The organism is Amycolatopsis ponsaeliensis (genome assembly GCF_030182635.1).
Taxonomy (GTDB): domain Bacteria; phylum Actinomycetota; class Actinomycetes; order Mycobacteriales; family Pseudonocardiaceae; genus Amycolatopsis; species Amycolatopsis ponsaeliensis.
In genome coordinates this window covers 117854-138088 of the sequence record NZ_JAPZLD010000002.1, presented here as the reverse complement: position 1 = coordinate 138088, position 20235 = coordinate 117854, and the positions used below count along the sequence as shown (strand labels likewise).

Sequence of the window (20235 nt, the reverse complement as noted above, 5' to 3'; positions counted from 1 at the left end):
GATGGAGCACGAGAAGCCGTTCGCGATCACGCTCGACGTCGGGTCCAGCCGGGCCAACAAAACCGGCGCGTGGCGGTCCGAGCGGCCGGTCTACGTCGACCTGCTGCCGCCGTGCAACCAGGCCTGCCCGGCCGGTCAGGACATCCAGAAGTGGCTGTACCACGCGGAATCGGGCAGCTACGAGGACGCGTGGCGGCGGATCATGGTCGACAGCCCGTTCCCGGCCGTGCTCGGCCGGATCTGCTACCGGCCGTGCGAGAGCGCGTGCAACCGCGGCCAGCTCGACGAGGCCGTCGGGATCAACTCCGTCGAGCGGTTCCTCGGTGACGAGGGGATCAAGCAGGGCTGGTCGATGCCGGTCTCCGCGCCGTCCGGAAAGCGGGTGCTGGTCGTCGGCGCCGGGCCCGCGGGCCTGTCCGCCGCCTACCACCTGGCCGGCCTCGGGCACGCGGTCACCGTCCGGGACGCGGAAGCCGCTCCCGGCGGGATGATGCGCTACGGCATCCCGCGCTACCGGCTGCCGCGCGAAGTCCTCGACGCGGAGATCGGCCGGATCCGGGACATGGGGGTCGCCTTCGAGCAGAACAGCCGGGTCACCGACGCCGCGAAGGCGATGGCCGAAGGCGGTTTCGACGCGGTCTTCCTGGCCGTCGGTGCCCAGCTCGGCAAGCGGGCCCACATCCCCGCGGGCGACTCGGCACGCGTGCTGGACGCCGTGTCGCTGCTGCACGACATGGAAAGCGGCGAGCGGCCGCTGCTCGGCCGCCGCGTCGCCGTCTACGGTGGCGGCAACACGGCGATGGACGCCGCCCGCACGGCGAAGCGGCTCGGCGCGACCGACGCCGTGGTCGTCTACCGCCGCACGCGCGACCGGATGCCCGCGCACGAATCCGAGGTGACCGAGGCGGTCGAAGAGGGCGTCGCGATGCGCTGGCTCTCGACGATCAGCGAGATCGACGGCGAGGGCATCACGGTCGAGAAGATGCGGCTCGACGAATCCGGGTTCCCGCAGCCGACCGGCGAGTTCGAGCGGCTGGCCGCCGACAGCGTCGTGCTGGCCCTCGGCCAGGACAGCGATCTGTCCCTGGTGGACAGCCTGCCGGACGTCGACCACACCGGCGGCGTCGTGCGGGTCGGCACGGGACTGATGACCGGGCACCCGGGCGTCTTCGCCGGCGGGGACATGGTGCCCTCCGGCCGCACCGCGACCGTCGCGGTGGGACACGGTGCCAAGGCCGCCCGCGAGATCGACGCCTGGCTGCGCGAAACCCACGTCCCGGCACCGCCGGACCCGCGCCCGGCGACCTTCGAAAACCTCAACACCTGGTACTACAGCGACGCCGACCGGACCGTCCGGCCGCACCTCGACCAGTCCCGCCGGGTGTCCACCTTCGACGAGATCAAGGGCGGGCTGGACGCGTCGACGGCGTTGTTCGAGGCCCGCCGCTGCCTGTCCTGCGGCAGCTGCTTCGAATGCGACAACTGCTACGGCGTCTGCCCGGACAACGCGGTCGTCAAGCTCGAACCGGGGGAGCGGTACGCGATCGACCTCGACTACTGCAAGGGCTGCGGGATCTGCGTGGCCGAATGCCCCAGCGGCGCCATCGAAATGGTGCCCGAGGAAACCTGAGGAGGAATCATGCGGGAGAAGCGCTGGAACATCGAAGTGATCATCGACGAAGACGAAGGGCGCACGCGGGCCACGGCCCGGCTGCACACCGCCGACGACACCCGGCTCTCCGGGACCGGGACCGCCCGGCTCAACCCGGTCGACCGGAACGTGCCCGAGGTCGGCGACGAGCTCGCCGTGTCACGCGCGCTGAGCGACCTGGCGCACAACTTGCTCGAGTGCGCCGCCGGGGACATCGAAGAGCTGACCCGCAAACCGGTCCGGCTCGAAACCTGAGGAGTGCAGGCATGCGTATCGTCATCGTCTTCGAGTCGATGTTCGGCGCGACGGAGAAGTTCGCCCGTGCCGTCGCCGACGGCATCGCCGTGTCGGCCGGGGCCGAAGTGCTGAACGTCGACGACGCACCCACCGATTTCACCGGCGTCGACCTGCTGGTCGTCGGCGGCCCCACCCACGTGCACGGGATGACCCGCGCCGCGACCCGCAAGTCGGCTGCGGACCAGGTGGCCTACGAGATGCGGTCGAAGACCGGGATCCGCGAATGGCTGGGCTCCCTCGGCCCGCTTCCGCACGACCTCGTCGTCGCGGCGTTCGACACCCGGATCGACAAGCCGCGCGTGTTCACCGGCGCCGCGTCGCTCGGCATCGCGAAGCGGCTGTCCCGGCTGGGAGGCCGCCTGGCGGCGCCCGCCGAGAGCTTCTTCGTCGGCACCGAACCGGTCGACGTCGGCCCGGAACCCGGTGAACTCGCCCGCGCCGAGGCGTGGGGCGCGGCGCTCGGAGCGGCCGTTCTCCGGACCGTGTCCTGAACGGCCGGTCACGTCGGCCGAGGAACGAAAGGCAGCACAGTGAAGACGACGGTCCACCCCGAGGCATGGCACGCCCAGCCGCCGGCCGCCGTGGCCGAACGGCTCGGCGTCGACCCGAGCCGGGGGCTCGGCGCGGACGAAGCGGCGGAGCGCCTGAACCGGTTCGGTGCCAACGCGGTGACCGCGCCGTCCGGGCCGGGGCTGCTGCTCCGGCTGCTCCGGCAGTTCCACGACCCGCTCATCTACGTCCTCCTGCTGGCCGGCGCGGTGACCGCGGCGTTCGGCGGGTACGTCGACGCCGGGGTGATCGGTGGGGTCGTGGTGCTCAACGCCGTGGTCGGCTTCGTGCAGGAGTCGCGGGCGCAACGTGCCCTCGAAGCGCTCTCGCGGATGGTTCCGCTGGAAGCCACCGTGCTCCGCGACGGCGTTCCCCGGCGGCTGCCGGCGGATCGGCTCGTGCCCGGGGACGTCGTCGAACTGGCCGCGGGGGACCGCGTTCCCGCCGACGCGCGGCTCACGGAAGTCCGCCTGGCGGAGATCGACGAGTCGGCCCTGACCGGGGAGTCGGTGCCGGTGCGCAAGACCGCCGACGCCGTCGCCGAGGCGGCCGTGGTCGCCGACCGGACCTGCTGCGCCTACTCGGGGACGCTGGTGACGCGGGGCTGGGCCCGCGCGGTCGTCACCGGGACCGGCGGCGGGACCGAGCTGGGCGGCATCCAGCACCTGGTGGCCACCGCGGAGGTGGTCGCCACTCCGCTGACCCGCAAGCTGGCGCGGTTTTCGCGGCAGCTGAGCGTGGCGATCGTCGCGGTCGCCGCGTTCGCGTTCGTGCTGGGCGTAGTCCGCGGCACTCCGGTACCGGAGATGTTCACCGCCGTCGTCGCCCTCGCCGTCGGCGCCATCCCGGAAGGCCTGCCGGCCGCGGTCGCGATCGTGCTGGCCATCGGCGTGGTGCGGATGTCGCGGCGCGGTGCGATCGTGCGGAACCTGCCCGCCGTCGAAACCCTGGGCGGCACCACGGTGATCTGCACCGACAAGACCGGGACGCTCACCCAGAACCGGATGACCGTGACGACGCTGGCCGTCGCCGGGCGGCCGGCTTCTCCGGACGAGGCCCGGGAGTGCCTGGTCGCCGGCGTCCTGTGCAACGACGCGGAGCTGGAGGAAGGCGACCCGACCGAGATCGCGCTGCTCGAATCGGCGCTCGCGGCCGGCCTGGATCCGCGGGCGCTCCGCGCCGCCGCACCGCGCACGGACACCGTCCCGTTCGAGTCGGAGACCCGCACGATGACGACGGTCCACGGCGACGTCGGGTACCTCAAGGGCGCGGTGGAGGAGGTCGTGGCCCGGTGCGCGGACGAGCTGCTTCCCGGTGGCGGTGTCCGGCCGCTCGACGCGGACGCGCTGGACCGGCTGCACCGGGAGCTGACCACGCGGGGGTTGCGGGTGCTCGCGTTCGCCCGGTTCACCCCGGGGTCCGCGCCGACGTTGGTGGGCCTGCAGGCGATGCACGACCCGCCGCGGCCGGAAGCGGTCGCCGCGGTCGCGGCGTGCCGGAGCGCGGGCATCGACGTCAAGATGATCACCGGCGACCACGCCGGCACGGCCCGGGCCATCGCGGCCGAGGTCGGGCTGGTCGACGACGCGGCGTCGGCGCGGGTCCTGACCGGCGCCGAGCTGACGGACCTGCCGGAGGCGGGTTTCGACGAGGCCGTGGCGGGGACGCAGGTGTTCGCGCGGGTGTCACCCGGGCAGAAGCTCGAGCTGGTGAAAGCGTTGCAGCGGCGCGGCCACGTCGTCGCCATGACCGGCGACGGCGTCAACGACGCACCGGCGCTGCGCCGCGCGGACATCGGTGTCGCGATGGGCCGCAACGGGACCGACGCCGCCCGGCAGGCCGCGGACATGGTGCTGACCGGCGACGACTTCGCGTCGATCGAGTCGGCGGTGCGGGAAGGCCGGAGCGTCTTCGACAACCTGCGGAAGTTCATCGCCTGGACGCTGCCGGCCAACATCGGCGAGGGCATGGTCGTGCTGGTCGCCATCCTGCTCGGCGCGACGCTGCCGATCGTGCCGGTGCAGATCCTGTGGATCAACATGACGACCGCGGTGTTCCTCGGCCTGACGATGGCTTTCGAGCCGATGGAGTCCGGCATCATGCTTCGGCCGCCGCGGCCGCCGAAGCGCCCGCTGTTCACGGCGGCGTTGCTCCGCCGGGTCGTCCTGGTGTCGCTCCTGCTGGTGGTGGCGGCGTTCGGCGCCTACCGCGCGCAGGTGGCGGCGGGCGTGTCGCTCGCGGAGGCGCGGACCACGGCGATCAACGTGTTCGTCGGGGTCCAGGCCGCGTACCTGCTCAGCTGCCGCTCGCTCGACCGGCCGGTCCTGCGCGCCTGGCCGGGCCGGAGCCGGATGTTCGCGCTCGGGATCGGGCTGACGGCCGTGCTCCAGCTGCTGCTGACCTATGTGCCCGTGATGAACACGTGGTTCCACACCGCGCCCGTGGGTGCGGCGTCCTGGTTGTGGGTGCTGGGCGCGGCAGTCGTGGCTTTCGTGGTGGTGGAGGGGGACAAGCTGCTGTGGCACCGGTTCAAGGGTGGCGTAGGGCGTCGCTGAAGGACGATGTCATCGCTCGCCGGCCTCCGGTTCGCGAAGGAGGAAGAAGTACGCGTAGCGCTCGTCGAGTTCGTTGCGGGGCACGAGGTTGACGGCTTTCGGGGTGAACCCGCACCGCTGGGCGAGCTGCCAGAACTCGTCGATCGGGTACGTGGTCATCTCGGCCAGGCCGCTGCGGTAGGCGCGGTGGCGGGACCGGGTGCGCCACCGGCGGTCGGCGTACTTGATCTGGATCAGGGCCAGCCCGCCCGGGGCCAGGAGCTCGAGGGCGATGCGCAGCAGGCGTTCCCCGTATTCGGGGGTGGGGATGAGCTCGAAGACGTAGAACGACAGGAAGACGTCGCACCAGCCTTCGACGCGCGACACGGCGGACTCGGGGTCCGCCACGTCGATCGCGACCGGCCGGAACGGGGTGTCGCACACCGCGCCGACTTGTCTCCGGCACTCGTCAAGGGTTTCGGCGGCGATGTCGACGCCGATGAACTCCCCGGCGCGCGGGGCGAAGTGGACCGCGTTGGCGCCACCGCCGCAACCCCATTCGAGCACCCGGTTCCACGGCCGGTCGAACCCGCACATGCGCGCCCCGGCGTCGAACAGTTCGAGGTGCTCTGCCCCGATCTTGTGCCACAGGCCGGTGTCGCCGAACACCGGAGCGTCTCGCCAGTGGGCGTTGCCGCGCCACTTCGCGTCCGCCTGGTGCTGCCAGTAGTCCTGGGAGTCGGCGGCGATCCGGGACTGGGACTGCCGGGCGCCGACGGTCGCGAGCGCGCGGTGGAACAGTTTCTCGGCTTCGATGGCCGCGCGTTTCGCGCGCTGTATCGCTTTCGGCAGCCGGGCGCGCGCGAGTCTGGCGGGTGTGCTGGTCATGGCGGTCAGCGTAGCCACGTTCGGTAGCCACCGGGTTAGGGTCTTCCGGCCCGGATTGTGGCCCACTTTTCCGCTGTCTACCTGGTGTTTTTCCAACTACGTGATCAAACTGCACTTCGCGGTCCGAAGTGGACGGCTACCGAGTGTGATCAGCGTGCCGGGAACGCGTGGCCAGGACGACCGCCCGGCCGCCGAGGCCGAGGGCGAACATCACCACCCCGGCCAGGACCGACTGCCACGGCAGCGTGGCGACCAGGGTCAGGCAGCCGGCCGCGCCGAGCACGGTGACCCAGCGGGGCCACCGGCGCTGCTCGGCGGGCAGGGTGAACGCCGCGGCGTTGGCGATCGCGTAGTAGATCAGCACGCCGAACGACGAAAAGCCGATCACGCCACGCAGGTCGACCGTGGCCACCAGGACGCTGACGACCACCGCCAGCGCGATTTCGGCGTGGTGCGGGACCTGGAAGCGAGGGTGGACGGCCGCGAGCCCGCCGGGCAGGTCGCGGTGGCGGGCCATGGCCAGGCTGGTGCGGCCGATGCCGGCGATCAGGGCGAGCAGTGCGCCGAGTGAGGCCACGGAACCGCCGACGCGGACGACCGGCGCCAGCCCGCCGGCCCCGGCTGCTTCCACGGCGGTGGTCAGCGGCGCGGCGGAAGTGGCCAGCCGGCTCGGCCCCGCCGCCAGCAACGCCGCGACACCCACCACCGCGTAGACGGCGACCGCGGCCGACAGGGCGATCGGGATGGCCCGGGGGATGGTGCGCCGCGGGTCCCGGACCTCCTCGCCCATGGTGGCGATGCGCGCGTAGCCGGCGAAGGCGAAGAACAGCAGCCCGGCGGATTGGAGGACGCCGTAAGCGCCGCCGGTGCCCGGCCACTCCGTCAGGTTCGCCGCGTCGGCGTGCCCGCCGGTGGCGATCCCGAGCACGACGATCGTCAGCGCCGTCAGGCTGAGGGCGACCAGCACGCGGGTCAGCTGGGCGGTCCTGGTGACCCCGCGGTAGTTCAGCGCGGTCAGGCCCAGCACGGCGGCCACCGCCACAGCCCGTTGTGCCCACCAGGGCCCGGGCACGGCGTAGGAGGCGAAGGTGAGTGCCATCGCCGCGCAGGAGGCCGTCTTGCCGGCGACGAAACCCCACCCCGCCGCGAATCCCCACCAGGGCCCGAGCCGTTCCCGTCCGTAGACGTAGGTGCCGCCCGAGGTGGGGTAGACCACCGCGAGCCGCGCCGACGCCATCGCGTTGCAGTAGGCGATCACCGCCGCGATCGCCAGGCCGATCAGCAGTCCGGCGCCGGCCGCGCGGGCGGCCGGGCCGAACGCGGCGAACACCCCGGCGCCGATCATCGAGCCCAGCCCGATCACCACGGCGTCGCCGGTGCCCAGCCGCCGCGCCAGCGCGCCGGTTCCCGATGCGGCCACGAAGCAGCTCCTTCTATTCCATCAAATCAGATTGATGTATCATCGGGGGCATGGTGCCGTCCGGTCAAGCCGCGCCGACGTTCGTGCGCATGGCAGCCCACCCGCTGCGGTGGCGGCTGCTGACCGAGCTGGCCGGCAGCGACCACCGGGTCCGCGAGCTCACCGAACGACTGGGGCAGCCGCAGAACCTGGTCTCCTACCACCTGCGGTTGCTGCGCGACGGCGGCCTGGTCACCGCGCGGCGCAGCAGTTTCGACGGCCGTGACAGCTACTACCACCTGGACCTGGACCGCTGCTCCGACGCGATGACGACCACCGGCACGGACCTGCACCCCGTGCTGCGCCTGCGTCCGCCTGCACCGCCGGCGCTGCCAGCCGGCGGCCGCGTCCGGGTGCTGTTCGCGTGCACCGGCAACAGCTCCCGCTCGCCGATGGCCGAAGCGCTGCTGCGCCACCGGGCCGGTGACCACGTCGACGTCACCAGCGCGGGCAGCCGGCCCAAGCCGCGCATCCACCCCGACGCGATCCGGGTGCTGCGGGAGAACTTCGGCATCGACCTCGACGACCGCCGCCCCCGGCACCTGGACACCCTCTCCGGTCGCCGGTTCGACTACGTGATCACCGTCTGCGACAAGGTCCGCGAGGTCTGTCCCGAGTTCGGCGACGACCCCCGGCCGGTGCACTGGAGCCTCCCCGACCCGGCGGCCGCCGAGGACACCTACCCGGCCTTCGCCGACGCCGCCCGGGAGCTCGACACCCGGATCGGCCACCTGCTTGCCGTGTTCGCCGCCACCGCACCCCCGGAGGTTCAGCCGTGACCGCACCCGACCAGCTCGCCGGCGTCCGCTACCTCGTCGACGACGTCCAGGCCGCCGTCGACTTCTACACGACCCACCTCGGCTTCACCCTGCGGATGAGCGCCGCCCCGGCCTTCGCGGACGTGGTCCGCGGCCCGCTGCGCCTGCTGCTGTCGGGCCCGGCCAGCTCCGGCGCCCGGGCCACGCCCGCGGACGCGACCGCCGCCGGCCGCAACCGCATCCACCTCATCGTCGACGACCTCGACGCCGAAATCGGCCGGTTGCGCGGTGCGGGGCTGTCGTTCCGAAGCGACCTGGTCGCCGGTCCGGGCGGCCGGCAGATCCTGCTCGCCGATCCGGCCGGCAACCTCGTCGAGCTGTTCCAGCCCGCCGGCTGATCGCTCACAGCCAATCGCGGCGCTTGAACAGGACGTACAGCGTCGTGGAGATGACCAGGATGGCGAGCGTCGACACCCACACGCCGGACGCCTGGCCGAAGCCGGGGTAGGGGATGTTCTGGCCGTAGAAGCCGGTGATCGCCGTCGGCACCGCGATGATCGCCGCCCAGCTGGTCACCTTCTTCATGATCGTGTTGAGCCGGTTGCCCTGGATGGTCAGCTGCGTCTCGCGGATCGTGGCGAGGAGATCGCGCAGCGACTCCGTCCACTCCGTCACGCGCAGGACGTGGTCGTAGACGTCCTGGAAGTAGGGCTGCAGCGAGTCGTCGACCGAGCGGATCTCCCGGCGCATCAAGGAACCGACGATCTCCCGCATCGGGACGGCCAGGTGCCGCAGCCGGCTGAGGCTCTTGCGCAGCCGCAGCGACCGGCGTTGCAGGTCGGTGTGGTCGACGTGGTCGGCGAAGACCAGGTCCTCGAGCTCCTCGATCCGCTCGTCCAGCAGCTGGATCGCGTCGAGGTGCCCGTCGACGAGGTGGTCGAGCAGGCCGTGCAGCAGGAACCCGGCGCCGCTCTTGGCCAGCTCGGGCGTGCTGTCCCAGCGTGCGGTGAGGGCGTCGATGTCGGCGGTGTTGTTGCGGTGCATGGTGATCAGCACGCGGTCGGTGACGAACGCGTCGATTTCGGAAGCGGTGAGCACGCCGTCGTCGGCGTTCACGCGCACGGCGTAGGCGGCGAGGAACGAGTGCCGGTCGTAGTGGACGAGCTTGGGCCGCTGGTGGTCGTCGTCCAGTACGGAGGCCACGGCCAGCGGGTGCAGTCCGAGTGCGGCGGCGAGCACGGCGAGGTCCTGGGGAGCCGGTGCGTCGAGGTCCAGCCAGAGCGTGACCGACGGGTCGCCGAGGTGGTGCGCGGCCTCGGCGGCGGGGAAGTCCTGCAGCTCGAGGACTCCGCTGCGGTACAGCCGGCTACGGGTCACGATCGGCTCAGCGGTCCGAGGCGATGGCCAGGCCGGCGCGGCACGCGCGGACCAGCTGGCGGGTCGCGCGGGTGGCGGGGGTCTCGTCGAAGGAGGGGCAGCGGACCGCGACGTCGCCGGCCGGCTGGTCGATCGCGACGTTCAGCGCGCACTCGCACTTCCGGCACCAGCGCGTCCCGGTGACGATGACGACGTGCAGCGGTGAGGAGACGCAGTCGTGCAGCCAGCGGCGGTGGGTCCGGCAGGTGACGCGCTCCAGCGGGTCCAGACCGTCCTCTTCGGACCGGTCCTCCGCCGTCAGTGCCGTCGCCAGGCGCTGGTCGGCGACGTCGGCGAAGCGGGGAGCCACGAAGTCGGCCGGCTGCAGCGCGAGCCGGTCCCGGCGGTTGCGGCGCGGGGCGATGGGCTCGGCTGTGGTCGCCGGGGCGAATCCGCGGGGGGAGTGCTGGCTTTCCATGGTGTGCCTCGCTTTCGTCTGGTCCCAGACTCCGCCGGGCGGGGCCGGGCGACGAGAGCCGTACCGTCCTCGGTCCCGAGGCCCACGGACACCGGTTCCGGTGGGTCGAAGGCCCACGGGCGCGAGGACTTTCGGTTCCTCAGGAGGTTCGCACGAGGTAGACCGGGCAGGCCGCGTTGTGCAGCAGGGCTTGGCCGGTGGAGCCGAGCAGCAGGCCCGGGAAGCCACCGCGGCCGCGGTCGCCGAGCACGACGAGCTGGGCGGCGCCACTGCGCTCGATCAGCTCGCGCCGCGGGTGGGTCCGGACGACGACGCGATCGATTTCGACGTCACCCGTGTCGTGGCCGGCGAGCCGGTCGGTCAGCAGCCGGTGGCCGGCGCCGGCCACCGATTCGTGGTGCTCGGGGTGGCCCGCTTCGTGCGGTGGCGGGTCGTCGGCCCACGCGTGCAGCACGACCAGCGGGGCGTGGCGGGCGGCGGCTTCGTCGAGGGCGGTGGCGAGAACGCGGCCGCTCGCTTCGCCACCGTCGATACCGGCGAGGATGGGCTGTTTCGCCTGTTCGGCTTCGTCCCAGGTGTCACCGCGGACGATGACCGTGTCGCACCGGGCGTGCGCGCTGACGGCCGAGGCGACCGATCCGGCGAGGAGCCCGGTGAGCCGGCCCTTGCCGGACGACCCGGCCACGAGCAGCGCGGCCGCTCCGGACGCGTCGACGAGGGCCTGGGCGGCGCGGTCGGGGTCGAGCCGGGTCGCGGCGTCCGGAACGCCTTGTGCGGACGCGAGTTCCGCGGCGGTGCGCAGATACCGGTGACCGCGCACGCGCAGCACGTCCTTCATCTCTTCGGGTGGCGGCACGACCCCGCCGGCGAGCAGCGCCGAGAAGTCGAGTGCGTAGACGATCTCCAGCGGCGCACCGCGCCGGCGAGCGGCGCGGGCCGCCCAGCGGACGGCATCGAGCGACTCCGCCGATCCATCCACCCCGACGACGATCGGCTGTGCGGCTGAGGCGGTCATCAGCGGCTCCTGACGTGGTTGTCGTGGTCCGACCGTAGGTGCGCCGCCGGGGGGTCCGCCGCGGCCGGAAGTCCCCGGCGGCGAGGACTTCCGGCATCCTGGAGTGCCGTGACCGAGGAGGCCGTCCGTGACGAACCCGCCGACGACGATGACCGCGTGGCGGGTCGCCCGGCCCGGGCCGATGGCTTCGGGTCCCCTGGACCGGGCGCGGGTGCCGGTGCCCCGGCCCGGGGCCGGCGAGCTGCTGGTGCGGGTGCTCGTGTGCGGCGTGTGCCGGACGGACCTGCACGTCGCCGAAGGTGACCTGCCGGTGCACCGGCCGGGGGTGACGCCGGGGCACGAGGTCGTCGGCGAGGTGGTCGCCGTCGGCGGCGAGGGCACGGGGTTCGCGACCGGCGACCGCGCCGGCATCGCTTGGCTGCGCGGGACCTGCGGGCGCTGCCGGTACTGCCTGCGCGGCCGGGAGAACCTGTGCCCCGAGTCGCGCTACACCGGCTGGGACGCCGACGGCGGATATGCGGAGTACGCCGTGGTCCCGGCGGCCTACGCGCTGCCGTTGCCCGGCGGCTACTCCGACGACGAACTCGCCCCGTTGCTGTGCGCCGGGCTGATCGGCTACCACGCCCTGGAGCGGGCCGAGGTGCCCGAAGGCGGGCGGCTGGGGATCTACGGCTTCGGCGGCAGCGCCCACCTGACCGCACAGGTGGCCATCGCCCGCGGGGCCACGGTCCACGTGATGACGCGCAGCGCCGAGGCCCGCGAGCTCGCGCTCGAGCTGGGTGCCGCGTCAGCCGGGGACGCCGCCGAGCCACCGCCGGAGCCCCTGGACTCGGCGATCCTCTTCGCGCCGGCCGGTGCGCTGGTCCTGCCGGCGCTGGAAGCGCTGGACCGCGGCGGGACGCTTGCCATCGCGGGCATCCACCTGTCCGACGTCCCGCCGCTGAACTACGACCAGCACCTCTTCCAGGAGCGTCAGGTGCGCAGTGTCACGGCGAACACCCGGGCCGGTGCGCGGGAGTTCCTGGCGTTCGCCGGTGAGCACCACCTGAGCGTCAGCACGGTGCCCTACCCGCTGGACCAGGCCGGCCACGCGCTCGCGGACCTGGCCGCGGACCGGGTGAACGGCGCGGCCGTGCTGCGGGTCCGCTGAGACGAGGACCAGCCGGACGGTCACGGCCGCCCCGCCGGTGTCCGCAGGTGCCGGACGGTCGAGATCAGCCACAGCGCCACGATCAGCCCGACCAGCACGGCGAGGGTGCCGCCGTCGCCGGTCACCAGCGTGAAGACCGCGAGCAGCAGGGCGGCCGCACCCAGCGGGGCACTGAGCCACTTCGCCGCGCCGGTCCACGTCCACGCGCCGAGCACGAAGGCGGCCAGGCCCAGTGCCAGCGCGCTCGCCGCCATCGCGCGGGACCCGTGTACCCACCAAGCGGTCCCGTCGTCCAGGTAGTCGACGTACAGGGCGGCGGTGAGCAGGACCGGGACGGTCGCCACCGCGTCTCGCCATTCCCGTTGCATCGCGGGGACACCTCCTCGAGGTCCACGATGCGCCGCCGGCCGGGCGGGCCGGAGCGGCCGAAAGTCACCGGGCCCGGGGACGAACGACCGCAGCGACGGCGCGGCCGCGCGCCCTACCGTCGGTTCGGATGCGCGGTGTGCGCACCGGAACCCGGAGGAAACAGGTCATGAGCGCAACCGGAAACCCGCCGATCGTCGTCGCCGTGGACGGTTCGGAAACCGCGGCGGCGGCCGCGTTGTGGGCGGCCGGGGAAGCAGCCCGCCGGCATGCGTCCCTGCTCGTCTTCACCGCGTACGGCTTCGAAGACGCCGCGTTCGGCGGCAAGATCTACCCGCCGTCGGACTGGCTCGCGGTCAAGGAGGCGGAAGCCGACCAGCTGCTGCGGCAGACCCGCACCACGCTCGAAGCCGCCGTCCCCGGGCTCGAAGTGGTCACCGAAACCAGCGACCGCGGACCCGTCCCGGCGCTGCTGGAGGTCTCGGAAAAGGCCCGGATCCTCGTCACCGGAGAGCCGGTCGGCGCGCTCGCGGGCCTGTTCAGCGGTTCGCCCGACGTCGACCTCGCCGCCAAGGCGCACTGCCCGGTGGTCGTCGTGCGCGGCACCGAGACGGTCGACGGCCCGGTGGTCGTCGGCGCCGACGGCAGCCCGCTCAGCGAGGCCGCGATCGCTTGGGCCTTCGAGGAAGCCTCGATCCGCCACGCCCCGCTCGTCGCGTTGTACACCTGGCACGACGGCGACACCGCCGGCCTGTTCAGCGACGGCAACGTCGCCTTCCAGGGCGAAGGCCTGCAGGACTCCGGTCGACGGCTGCTGGCCCAGCGGCTCGCCGGCTGGCAGGAGAAGTACCCCGACGTCCGCGTCGAGCGCCGCGTCGAACACGACAAGCCCCGCTCCCGCTTGCTCTCCGCGAGCCACGACGCGCAGCTGGTCGTCGTCGGCAGCCGGGGCCGCGGTGGCTTCACCGGGCTGGTGCTCGGCTCGACGAGCCAGGCTCTGCTGCACCACGCGAGCTGCCCGGTCATGGTCGTCCGCACCGAGAAGGAGAACTGAACATGAACGCCGGCAAGGTGTCCGCGGTGATGACCGCCGACCCGATCACCGTCTCCGCGCAGACGCCGTTCAAGGACATCGCCGAACTGCTCACCGGCAACGGGATCAGCGCGGTCGGCGTCGTCGACAAGACGGGCGCGCTCGTGGGCGTCGTCTCGGAGGCCGACCTGCTCCCGCACCTGTGGGAGGACCGCAAGCCCCGGTGGCGCGACCGCCGGCTGGCCCGCAAGGCGACCGCGTGCGTCGCGCAGGACCTGATGACCAGCCCGGCCGTCACCATCGACGCGGACGCGCCGCTCGCCGCCGCCGCGGCGGAGTTCGCGCACGCCGGCGTCCGGCGGTTGTTCGTGCTGCGGGCCGGAAAGGTGGCGGGCGTGCTGTCCCGCCGCGACCTGGTGCGCGTGTTCACCCGCGGGGACGCCGACCTCGAGCGCGAGGTCAGCGACCGCGTGCTGCGCGAGCGGCTGAACCTCGGGCCCGACCGGGTGCGCGTGGAGGTGCGGGCCGGGATCGTCACCGTCGTCGGGCGTGTGGAGCGCCGCAGCGACATCGACCCGGTGACGCGGCTCATCCAGGAGCTGTCCGGGGTGGTCGAGGTGCGCAACCGCCTGGACTTCGTCTGGGACGACGTCGCCTGAGATCTTGTCCCGATGCTTGTCCGGTCGGGTGTTGTGGCCTTCTCCGCGCTTGTGCGACCGTCGAAGCAGGCACAGTCGCCGCGGAAGGGATGGGGCCACGTGGTTCGCAGCGCCCGCGCGTTACTCGTCGTCGTCCTCGTGATCGCTTCGGCCCTCCTCGTGCCCGCCGTCCCCGCGACGGCGGGCACGGCGTGGGAGTACCCGGAGTTCCCCTACCCGGCGACGACGTACCAGGAGCCGTTCCGGGGCCAGTTCCACTTCAGCTCGCAGTCCGGCTGGACGAACGACCCCAACGGGCTGGTGTACGCCAATGGTCTCTACCACTTCTTCTACCAGCACAACCCGCACGGGCTCGAGTGGGACACCATGCACTGGGGCCACGCCACGAGCCCGGACCTGGTGCACTGGACGCAGAAACCGGTCGCGCTGGAGCCCGGCGTGCACCCCGGCATCCTGTTCTCCGGCGGCGGTGTCGTCGACCGGGACAACACTTCGGGGCTGAAGACCGGCCCACTCGACCCGATCGTGGTGTTCAGCAACACCGACGGCGTCAGCATCTTTTACAGCAACGACAACGGCCGCAGTTTCCAGGCCTACGACGGCGGACGCAAGCAGATCGAGATCCCGGCGGAGAGCCGGGACCCGAAGGTGGTCTGGGACGCCGCGCGCCACCAGTGGGCCATGGTCGTGTGGTCGAACCGGGGCGGCAACGGTGTCGACGTCTACACCTCGCCCGACCTGCTCCACTGGACCTTCGCCAGCCGGTACGCGGCGGACTGGCTCTTCGAGTGCCCCGACCTGTTCCCGCTGGACGGTGGCCGGTGGGTGCTCACGTCGGCGACGGGCGAATACGTCGTCGGCACCTTCGACGGCAAGGCCTTCCACACCGACCGGCCGCAGCCGAAGAAGATGAACCTCGGCACCACCTACGCCGGGGGTACTTTCTACGCCGCCGAGACGTTCACCGGCTCGCCGGACGGCCGCGTGGTGCAGATGGCGTGGCAGGGCGGCAACCGCGGCAGCTCCTGGACGGGCAACGCCACGTTCCCCGTCGCGCTCGGGCTGGTGGATTCCCCCGACGGCCCCCGGATCACCCGGACCCCGGTCGCCGAGCTGAGCTCGCTGCGCGCCGACGGCCGGACCTGGCGGAACGAGACGGTGCGCGCCGGCGGGCCGAATCCGTTCGCGGGGATCCTCGCCGACACCTACGAAATCACCGCGACCTTCGACGTCGCGAGTGCGACCGCCGGCCAGTTCGGGTTCGCGCTGCACAGCCGGTCCGACGGCAGCGCCGACCGGACCGTCGCGTACGACCGGGCGGCCGGAACGCTGGACGGCAAGCCGTTGCCGCCCACCGGCGGTGAGGTCACCATGCGGCTGCTGGTCGACCGCGGCCAGCTGGAGATCTTCGACGGCACCGGCCAGTTCTCCATCGCCGACAACGTGAACTTCGACTCCGCCGCGGTCAGCCAGGGCATCCGGCTCTTCGCGACCGGCGGGCAGGTGCGGCTGAAGAACGCGACGTTCACCCGGCTCAGCACGAGCTGGGGCACGGCACAGTCCACGCTGCAGAGCAACCTCGCCGGCCCGTGGCACGCGGCCGGCGGCTCGTGGACCGACGTCGGCGGCGGCAAGCAGGCACAGGTCACCGGCGACGGTTTCTACCTCAGCGCGAGCACCGCGGGCGACGCCGACTACCAGGGCGACGTCCGCCTGGGCACCGCCCGGGCGGCCGGGCTCACCTTCCGGGCGACCGCCGACGGCGCCGGCTACACGGTGAACGTCGACACGAGCGGCGTGGTCAAGCTCTGGCGGCCCGGGCGGGACATCGCGACGTACCCGACGGCCGTCTCCGCGGACGGCACCTACCACCTCCGGGTCCGGACCGCAGGCTCCCGCATCCAGGTCTGGCTGAACCACGGCACCACCCCGGTCATCGACGCGACCGACGACGCCTACGCGTCGGGCCGGTTCGGGGCGAACGCCTACCAGGGGTCGGCGACCGTGCAGAACCTGAACACGGGACCCGCGGGATTCACCGCGTTCACCTCCGGCCCGTGGACGGCGAAGGGCGGCACCTGGACCACGACTCCGGACGGGCTGCGCGCCAGTTCCAGCGGCGACGGCTTCTACCTCAGTGACCGCACCGGAAGCGACTTCACCTACGAAGGCGACGTGTCCGTGACCAACGGCGTGGCGGCCGGGCTGACGTTCCGGGCGATCGCCGACGGCGCCGGCTACACGGCGAACGTCGACACGGGTGGCGTGGTCAAGCTCTGGCGGCCCGGCCGCGACATCGCGACGTACCCCACGCCGATCGTCGAAGGCCGCACCTACCACCTGAAGGTGCAGACGGCAGGCACCCGCATCCGCGTCTGGCTCGGCGACGGCGCGACGCCGGTCATCGACGCGACCGACACCGCTTACGCCGCGGGAAGGTTCGGTCTCAACGCCTACGGCGGGAACACGACCGCCCAGCACCTCACGATCAGCTGAGCTCAGTGGCCGCGTAGCTGCGCCGGTATCGGAAGTCCGGCACCGTAAGGGTGAGGCACCGGCCGCAGGACTTCGCCGATCGGGCGTCGCGGCGTCGCCGGGAGCGGCTCCGCCCCCTCCGGGTGGTAGCCGATGCGCACGACGAGCTGCGGTTCGCCGTGGCCGTCGAGGACGCAGTCGCGGATCAGGCCGCGGGTGCTGGTGAGCTCGAGGGGTTCGGTGTACACGCACGACGCGAGGTTCAGCCGGGTCGCGGTCAGCAGGACCGCGCCGGCGGCTTCTCCCGCGCGGAGGCGATCGAGGGCGCTGTCACCGGTGGTGGACAGCACGGTCAGCACCGCGCCGTCACGGCCCTCGGTGTCGCTCAGCCCCGCGTCGGCGAAGTCGCGGACGCGCAGCTCCCGGGTAGCCGCGTGCGCGAGGACGGCGTTCTGCGCGGGCACACCGTCCGGGGCGTAGTGCCGTCCGCTCCAGGCGGCCAGCTCGATCGCGTAGTCCGGGTCGGCCCGGTGCAGTCCGCCGGCCTCGGCGGCGGCCCTGGTGAGCGCCGTCAGGTGCGGTGCGTCGGTGACGATGCGCAGCGCGGCGCCCTGGTCGGCGGCGCTCTTCCGGAGGAACACCTCGTCCCGCACGAGCAGCGGCCGCTCGGCGAACCGGCGCCGGTCGGACCGGCGGCGCGGGATGGCGGCGGCCAGTGCGATGTCGCCGTCCCGGGTGTCGTGCGGCACCAGGTCGATCCGGGCGAGCAGTCCCGGCTCCGGCAGCCGGTGGACCTGCGCGGCCCAGCCCATGGCCGCCGCGGCGACCGTGAAGTGGTGCAGGGCGCAGCCGCAGCTGACCAGCAGGTCGCGGCCGTCGGGGTCGGCGTTCCTCAGGTGCCGGCGGGGGTCGGCGCGCAGCTCGACCGTGCGGCCGGTGAACCGCCAGTCCCACGGCTGTGAGTTGTGCACCGACGGGGCCCGCACCGCGAGGGCGATGGCCGCCTTCACCGTGTACGCGTCGGGCAGGTTCCGGTTCATCGCTTCCTCCTCGCATCGGGCTGCCCTCATGCTCGTCGCGCCGGGCCGCCGAGCCCCAGGGCCGAAGGACTTCGCCGAGGTGACCCGGTCGAGGCCCTAAGGCCCTTTGCCGGGACGCGCGGGCGGCCGAACCTGGGGTCCCGGTCCGACCCTCGGAGGAGTCATGCAGCACGCGAACGATCCCTTCGCGCCCGCGGAAAGCACCGCCACCGCACCGGACAGGAGACACGAGGAGCGCTCTTCGCGGCTGCGGGAGGTCGCGCTGCTGGGTGTCGTGGTGGTGCTCGTGGCGGCCGGCGGGGTCGCGTGGTGGGCGGGGGCACCGACCGCGGCGGACGTCGTCTGGGCGGCCGCGGACGTGGTCGCACTGGGGCCGGCCGTGGTGTGGGTCGCCGCCGACCTGCGGGCGCGACGCTGGGGCGCGGACCTGCTGGCGGTGCTCGCGCTCGCGGCCACCCTCGCCGTGGGGGAGTTCCTCGCGGGCGCGATCGTCGCGGCGATGATCGCCACCGGGCGGGTCCTCGAAGCCGGCGCCCGGCGGCGGGCGAGCCGGAACCTGACCGCGTTGCTCGACCGGGCTCCGCGCGTGGCGCACCTGCGCACCGGAACCGGCCACGAGACCGTGCCGGTCGACGAGGTGCGGTCCGGCCAGCTGATCGTCGTGCTGCCGGGCGAGGTCGTGCCGGTGGACGGCGTGCTGCCGGACGGCGGGACCTTCGACGAGTCCGCGCTGACCGGCGAGCCCTTGCCCGTGTCCCGGCCCGCGGACGACACCGTCCACAGTGGAGTGGTGAACGCCGGCGCCGCGGTGGACGTGCGTGCAAGCGCGGCGGCCGCGGAGAGCGCCTACGCGGGAGTCGTGCGGCTGGCCGAACAGGCCGCGGCCCGCACCGCGCGGGTGGCCCGGATCGCCGACCGCGTCGCGCTCTGGTTCCTGCCCGCTTCCCTGCTGATCGCGGCTGTGGCCTGGGCCGTGAGCGGCGAGCCCGGCCGGGCGGTGGCGGTGCTGGTGACCGCGACGCCGTGCCCGCTGCTGCTGGCCGTCCCGATCGCCGTGACCGGTGGCATGTCGCGGGCGTCCAAGGCCGGGGTGGTCGTCAAGGACGGAGCCGCGCTCGAAGCGCTCGGCCGGGCCTCGGTGCTGCTGATGGACAAGACCGGCACCGTGACGCGGGGGCGCCCCGAAATCACCGACGTCGTCTGCGCGCCGGGGCACGACATCGCCGGGGTCCTCGAGCTCGCCGCCGGGGTGGAGCAGTACTCGCCGCACGTGCTGGCCGCGGCCGTGGTGCGGGCGGCGGCTTCGGCGGGAGTCACGCCGGCGCCCGCGGACGACGTCACCGAGGAGCCCGGTTTCGGCGTCGAGGGCCGGGTGCGCGGACTCCGAGTCCGGATCGGCCGCGCGTCCGGGACCGGGCGGCCGGCGTGGGCGGCCGGTGCGGCCCGTCGTGGCCGGCTGGACCTGGCTTCGGTGCTCTGGGTCGAGTTCGACAGTGAACCGGTGGCCGCGTTGCTCGCGAAGGACCCGATCCGGCCCGACGCCGCCCGGACGATGCGCCGGCTGCGCGCGGCGGGCATCGGTGAGGTCCGGCTCCTCACCGGCGACCGGGTCGGCAACGCGCGCGAAGTCGCCGCGATGCTCGGTCTCGACGACGTCGACGCCGAGGTGACGCCCGCGGAGAAGGTCCGCGCGGTCGAAGCCGCGAGCGCCCGCGGGGTGACGGTGATGACCGGCGACGGCGTCAACGACGCGCCCGCGCTGGCCGCCGCGGACGTCGGGGTCGCGCTCGGCTCGCGGGGCGCGACCGCGGCCGCGCAGGCCGCCGACGCGGTGATCCTCGACGACCGCCTGGACCGGCTCGCCGACGCCGCCGAGATCGCCCGCCGCTCACGCCGGCTCGCCGTGCAGAGCGCCGTGGCCGGAACCCTGCTGTCGCTGGTGGCGATGCTCGCCGCGGCCGGCGGGTTCCTGGTGCCGGTCGCCGGGGCCCTGGTGCAGGAGGCCATCGACGTCGCGGTGATCCTGAACGCCTTGCGCGCGCTGGGCGGTGCGAAGCGCGGCGGTCCGGCGCCCGCCGAGCTGGTGCGGCGGTTCGAGTCCGAGCACGAGCACCTGCTGCCCGCCCGAGCAGCGGTCCGGCACGCGGCGGACGCACTGGCCGAAGGGGCGACCACCACCGCGGACACCGCCGTCCGGACGGCGGCCCGGCTGGTGGCCGAGCAGCTGCTGCCGCACGAGCAGGCCGAGGAATCCGAGCTGTACCCGGCACTGGCCCCGGCATTGGGCGGCCCCGAAGGCACGGTGACGATGAGCCGCGAGCACGCGGAGATCGGCCGGCTCGCCCGCAGGCTCCAGCGGCACTTGGCGGAGGCGCCGGAGGGCATCCAGCCCGACCAGGTCGACGATCTCCGCGCGACGCTTTACGGGTTGGATGCGGTGTTGACCCTGCACTTCGCGCAGGAGGAGGAAGCGTATTTCACGCTGCCGTCGTCGTGAGGCCGGGAGCGCCGGGTACCGGACGGCTCG

At 73.2% G+C, this 20235-nt stretch carries 18 protein-coding genes; 11 read left to right on the top strand and 7 right to left on the bottom strand.

Annotation, left to right across the window (positions count from 1 at the left end):
* Position 1 precedes the first annotated feature (1 nt).
* From QQ657_RS03500 to QQ657_RS03485, 4 genes are read left to right on the top strand one after another with little or no spacing between them, the layout of a single operon-like run.
* Entirely contained in the window at positions 2-1630 is a 1629-nt protein-coding gene (locus tag QQ657_RS03500) for an NAD(P)-binding protein (protein ID WP_284740566.1), read from the top strand.
* A gap of 9 nt (positions 1631-1639) precedes the next feature.
* Complete coding sequence (locus QQ657_RS03495) at positions 1640-1906, top strand: DUF1876 domain-containing protein (RefSeq protein ID WP_284740565.1); 267 nt, start codon at positions 1640-1642, stop codon at positions 1904-1906.
* 11 nt (positions 1907-1917) lie between these two features.
* A complete protein-coding gene (locus QQ657_RS03490; protein WP_284740564.1) occupies positions 1918-2439 on the top strand; it encodes a flavodoxin family protein in 522 nt (173 codons plus the stop codon).
* Positions 2440-2478: 39 nt separating this feature from the next.
* Positions 2479-5052, top strand: a complete 2574-nt coding sequence (locus tag QQ657_RS03485; RefSeq protein WP_284740563.1) for a cation-translocating P-type ATPase — start codon at positions 2479-2481, stop codon at positions 5050-5052.
* A 9-nt stretch (positions 5053-5061) separates the two neighbouring features.
* Here QQ657_RS03485 and QQ657_RS03480 read toward each other — a convergent pair whose 3' ends face one another.
* Together QQ657_RS03480 and QQ657_RS03475 are read right to left on the bottom strand one after the other, a co-directional pair.
* Positions 5062-5919: a class I SAM-dependent methyltransferase gene (locus QQ657_RS03480; RefSeq protein ID WP_284740562.1), complete on the bottom strand. Its 858-nt coding sequence runs from the start codon at positions 5917-5919 to the stop codon at positions 5062-5064.
* A 136-nt stretch (positions 5920-6055) separates the two neighbouring features.
* Positions 6056-7339: an APC family permease gene (locus tag QQ657_RS03475; protein WP_284740561.1), complete on the bottom strand. Its 1284-nt coding sequence runs from the start codon at positions 7337-7339 to the stop codon at positions 6056-6058.
* A gap of 50 nt (positions 7340-7389) precedes the next feature.
* Between QQ657_RS03475 and QQ657_RS03470 the strand changes: the two genes are divergently transcribed.
* Complete coding sequence (locus tag QQ657_RS03470; RefSeq protein ID WP_284740560.1) at positions 7390-8157, top strand: arsenate reductase/protein-tyrosine-phosphatase family protein; 768 nt, start codon at positions 7390-7392, stop codon at positions 8155-8157.
* Complete coding sequence (locus tag QQ657_RS03465; RefSeq protein WP_284740559.1) at positions 8154-8534, top strand: VOC family protein; 381 nt, start codon at positions 8154-8156, stop codon at positions 8532-8534. Before QQ657_RS03470 ends, QQ657_RS03465 begins: the two co-directional genes overlap by 4 nt.
* 4 nt (positions 8535-8538) lie before the next feature.
* Here the strand turns inward: QQ657_RS03465 and QQ657_RS03460 are convergent, their stop codons facing one another.
* The 3 genes from QQ657_RS03460 to QQ657_RS03450 all read right to left on the bottom strand — a co-directional run bounded on the left by QQ657_RS03460 (position 8539) and on the right by QQ657_RS03450 (position 10985).
* Positions 8539-9513 carry a magnesium transporter CorA family protein gene (locus QQ657_RS03460; protein WP_284740558.1) on the bottom strand — a complete coding sequence of 325 codons (975 nt, stop codon included), beginning with the start codon at positions 9511-9513 and terminating at the stop codon, positions 8539-8541.
* A gap of 7 nt (positions 9514-9520) precedes the next feature.
* Positions 9521-9970, bottom strand: coding sequence for a hypothetical protein (locus tag QQ657_RS03455; RefSeq protein ID WP_284740557.1), 450 nt, complete (start codon positions 9968-9970; stop codon positions 9521-9523).
* Between the two features lie 139 nt (positions 9971-10109).
* Positions 10110-10985, bottom strand: coding sequence for a universal stress protein (locus tag QQ657_RS03450; protein ID WP_284740556.1), 876 nt, complete (start codon positions 10983-10985; stop codon positions 10110-10112).
* 148 nt (positions 10986-11133) lie between these two features.
* Here QQ657_RS03450 and QQ657_RS03445 point away from each other — a divergent pair, with 148 nt between their 5' ends.
* A complete protein-coding gene (locus QQ657_RS03445; protein WP_284740899.1) occupies positions 11134-12135 on the top strand; it encodes a zinc-binding alcohol dehydrogenase family protein in 1002 nt (333 codons plus the stop codon).
* 20 nt (positions 12136-12155) lie between these two features.
* Here the strand turns inward: QQ657_RS03445 and QQ657_RS03440 are convergent, their stop codons facing one another.
* On the bottom strand, positions 12156-12503 hold the full coding sequence (locus QQ657_RS03440) for a hypothetical protein (RefSeq protein WP_284740555.1): 348 nt from the start codon (positions 12501-12503) through the stop codon (positions 12156-12158).
* Between the two features lie 167 nt (positions 12504-12670).
* Here QQ657_RS03440 and QQ657_RS03435 point away from each other — a divergent pair, with 167 nt between their 5' ends.
* The 3 genes from QQ657_RS03435 (at position 12671) to QQ657_RS03425 (ending at position 16689) form a co-directional block, all read left to right on the top strand.
* The gene (locus QQ657_RS03435) at positions 12671-13555 is read left to right on the top strand and encodes a universal stress protein (protein ID WP_284740554.1); all 885 of its coding nucleotides are present in this window, start codon (positions 12671-12673) and stop codon (positions 13553-13555) included.
* A gap of 2 nt (positions 13556-13557) precedes the next feature.
* Positions 13558-14193: a CBS domain-containing protein gene (locus tag QQ657_RS03430; RefSeq protein ID WP_284740553.1), complete on the top strand. Its 636-nt coding sequence runs from the start codon at positions 13558-13560 to the stop codon at positions 14191-14193.
* A 99-nt stretch (positions 14194-14292) separates the two neighbouring features.
* Complete coding sequence (locus QQ657_RS03425) at positions 14293-16689, top strand: glycoside hydrolase family 32 protein (protein WP_284740552.1); 2397 nt, start codon at positions 14293-14295, stop codon at positions 16687-16689.
* A 2-nt stretch (positions 16690-16691) separates the two neighbouring features.
* On the opposite strand, the gene QQ657_RS03420 is transcribed toward QQ657_RS03425, so the two are convergent.
* The gene (locus QQ657_RS03420; RefSeq protein ID WP_284740551.1) at positions 16692-17708 is read right to left on the bottom strand and encodes an Acg family FMN-binding oxidoreductase; all 1017 of its coding nucleotides are present in this window, start codon (positions 17706-17708) and stop codon (positions 16692-16694) included.
* Positions 17709-17871: 163 nt separating this feature from the next.
* On the opposite strand from QQ657_RS03420, the gene QQ657_RS03415 reads away from it, so the two are divergent.
* Complete coding sequence (locus QQ657_RS03415; RefSeq protein ID WP_284740550.1) at positions 17872-20205, top strand: heavy metal translocating P-type ATPase; 2334 nt, start codon at positions 17872-17874, stop codon at positions 20203-20205.
* The last annotated feature ends 30 nt before the right edge of the window (positions 20206-20235 follow it).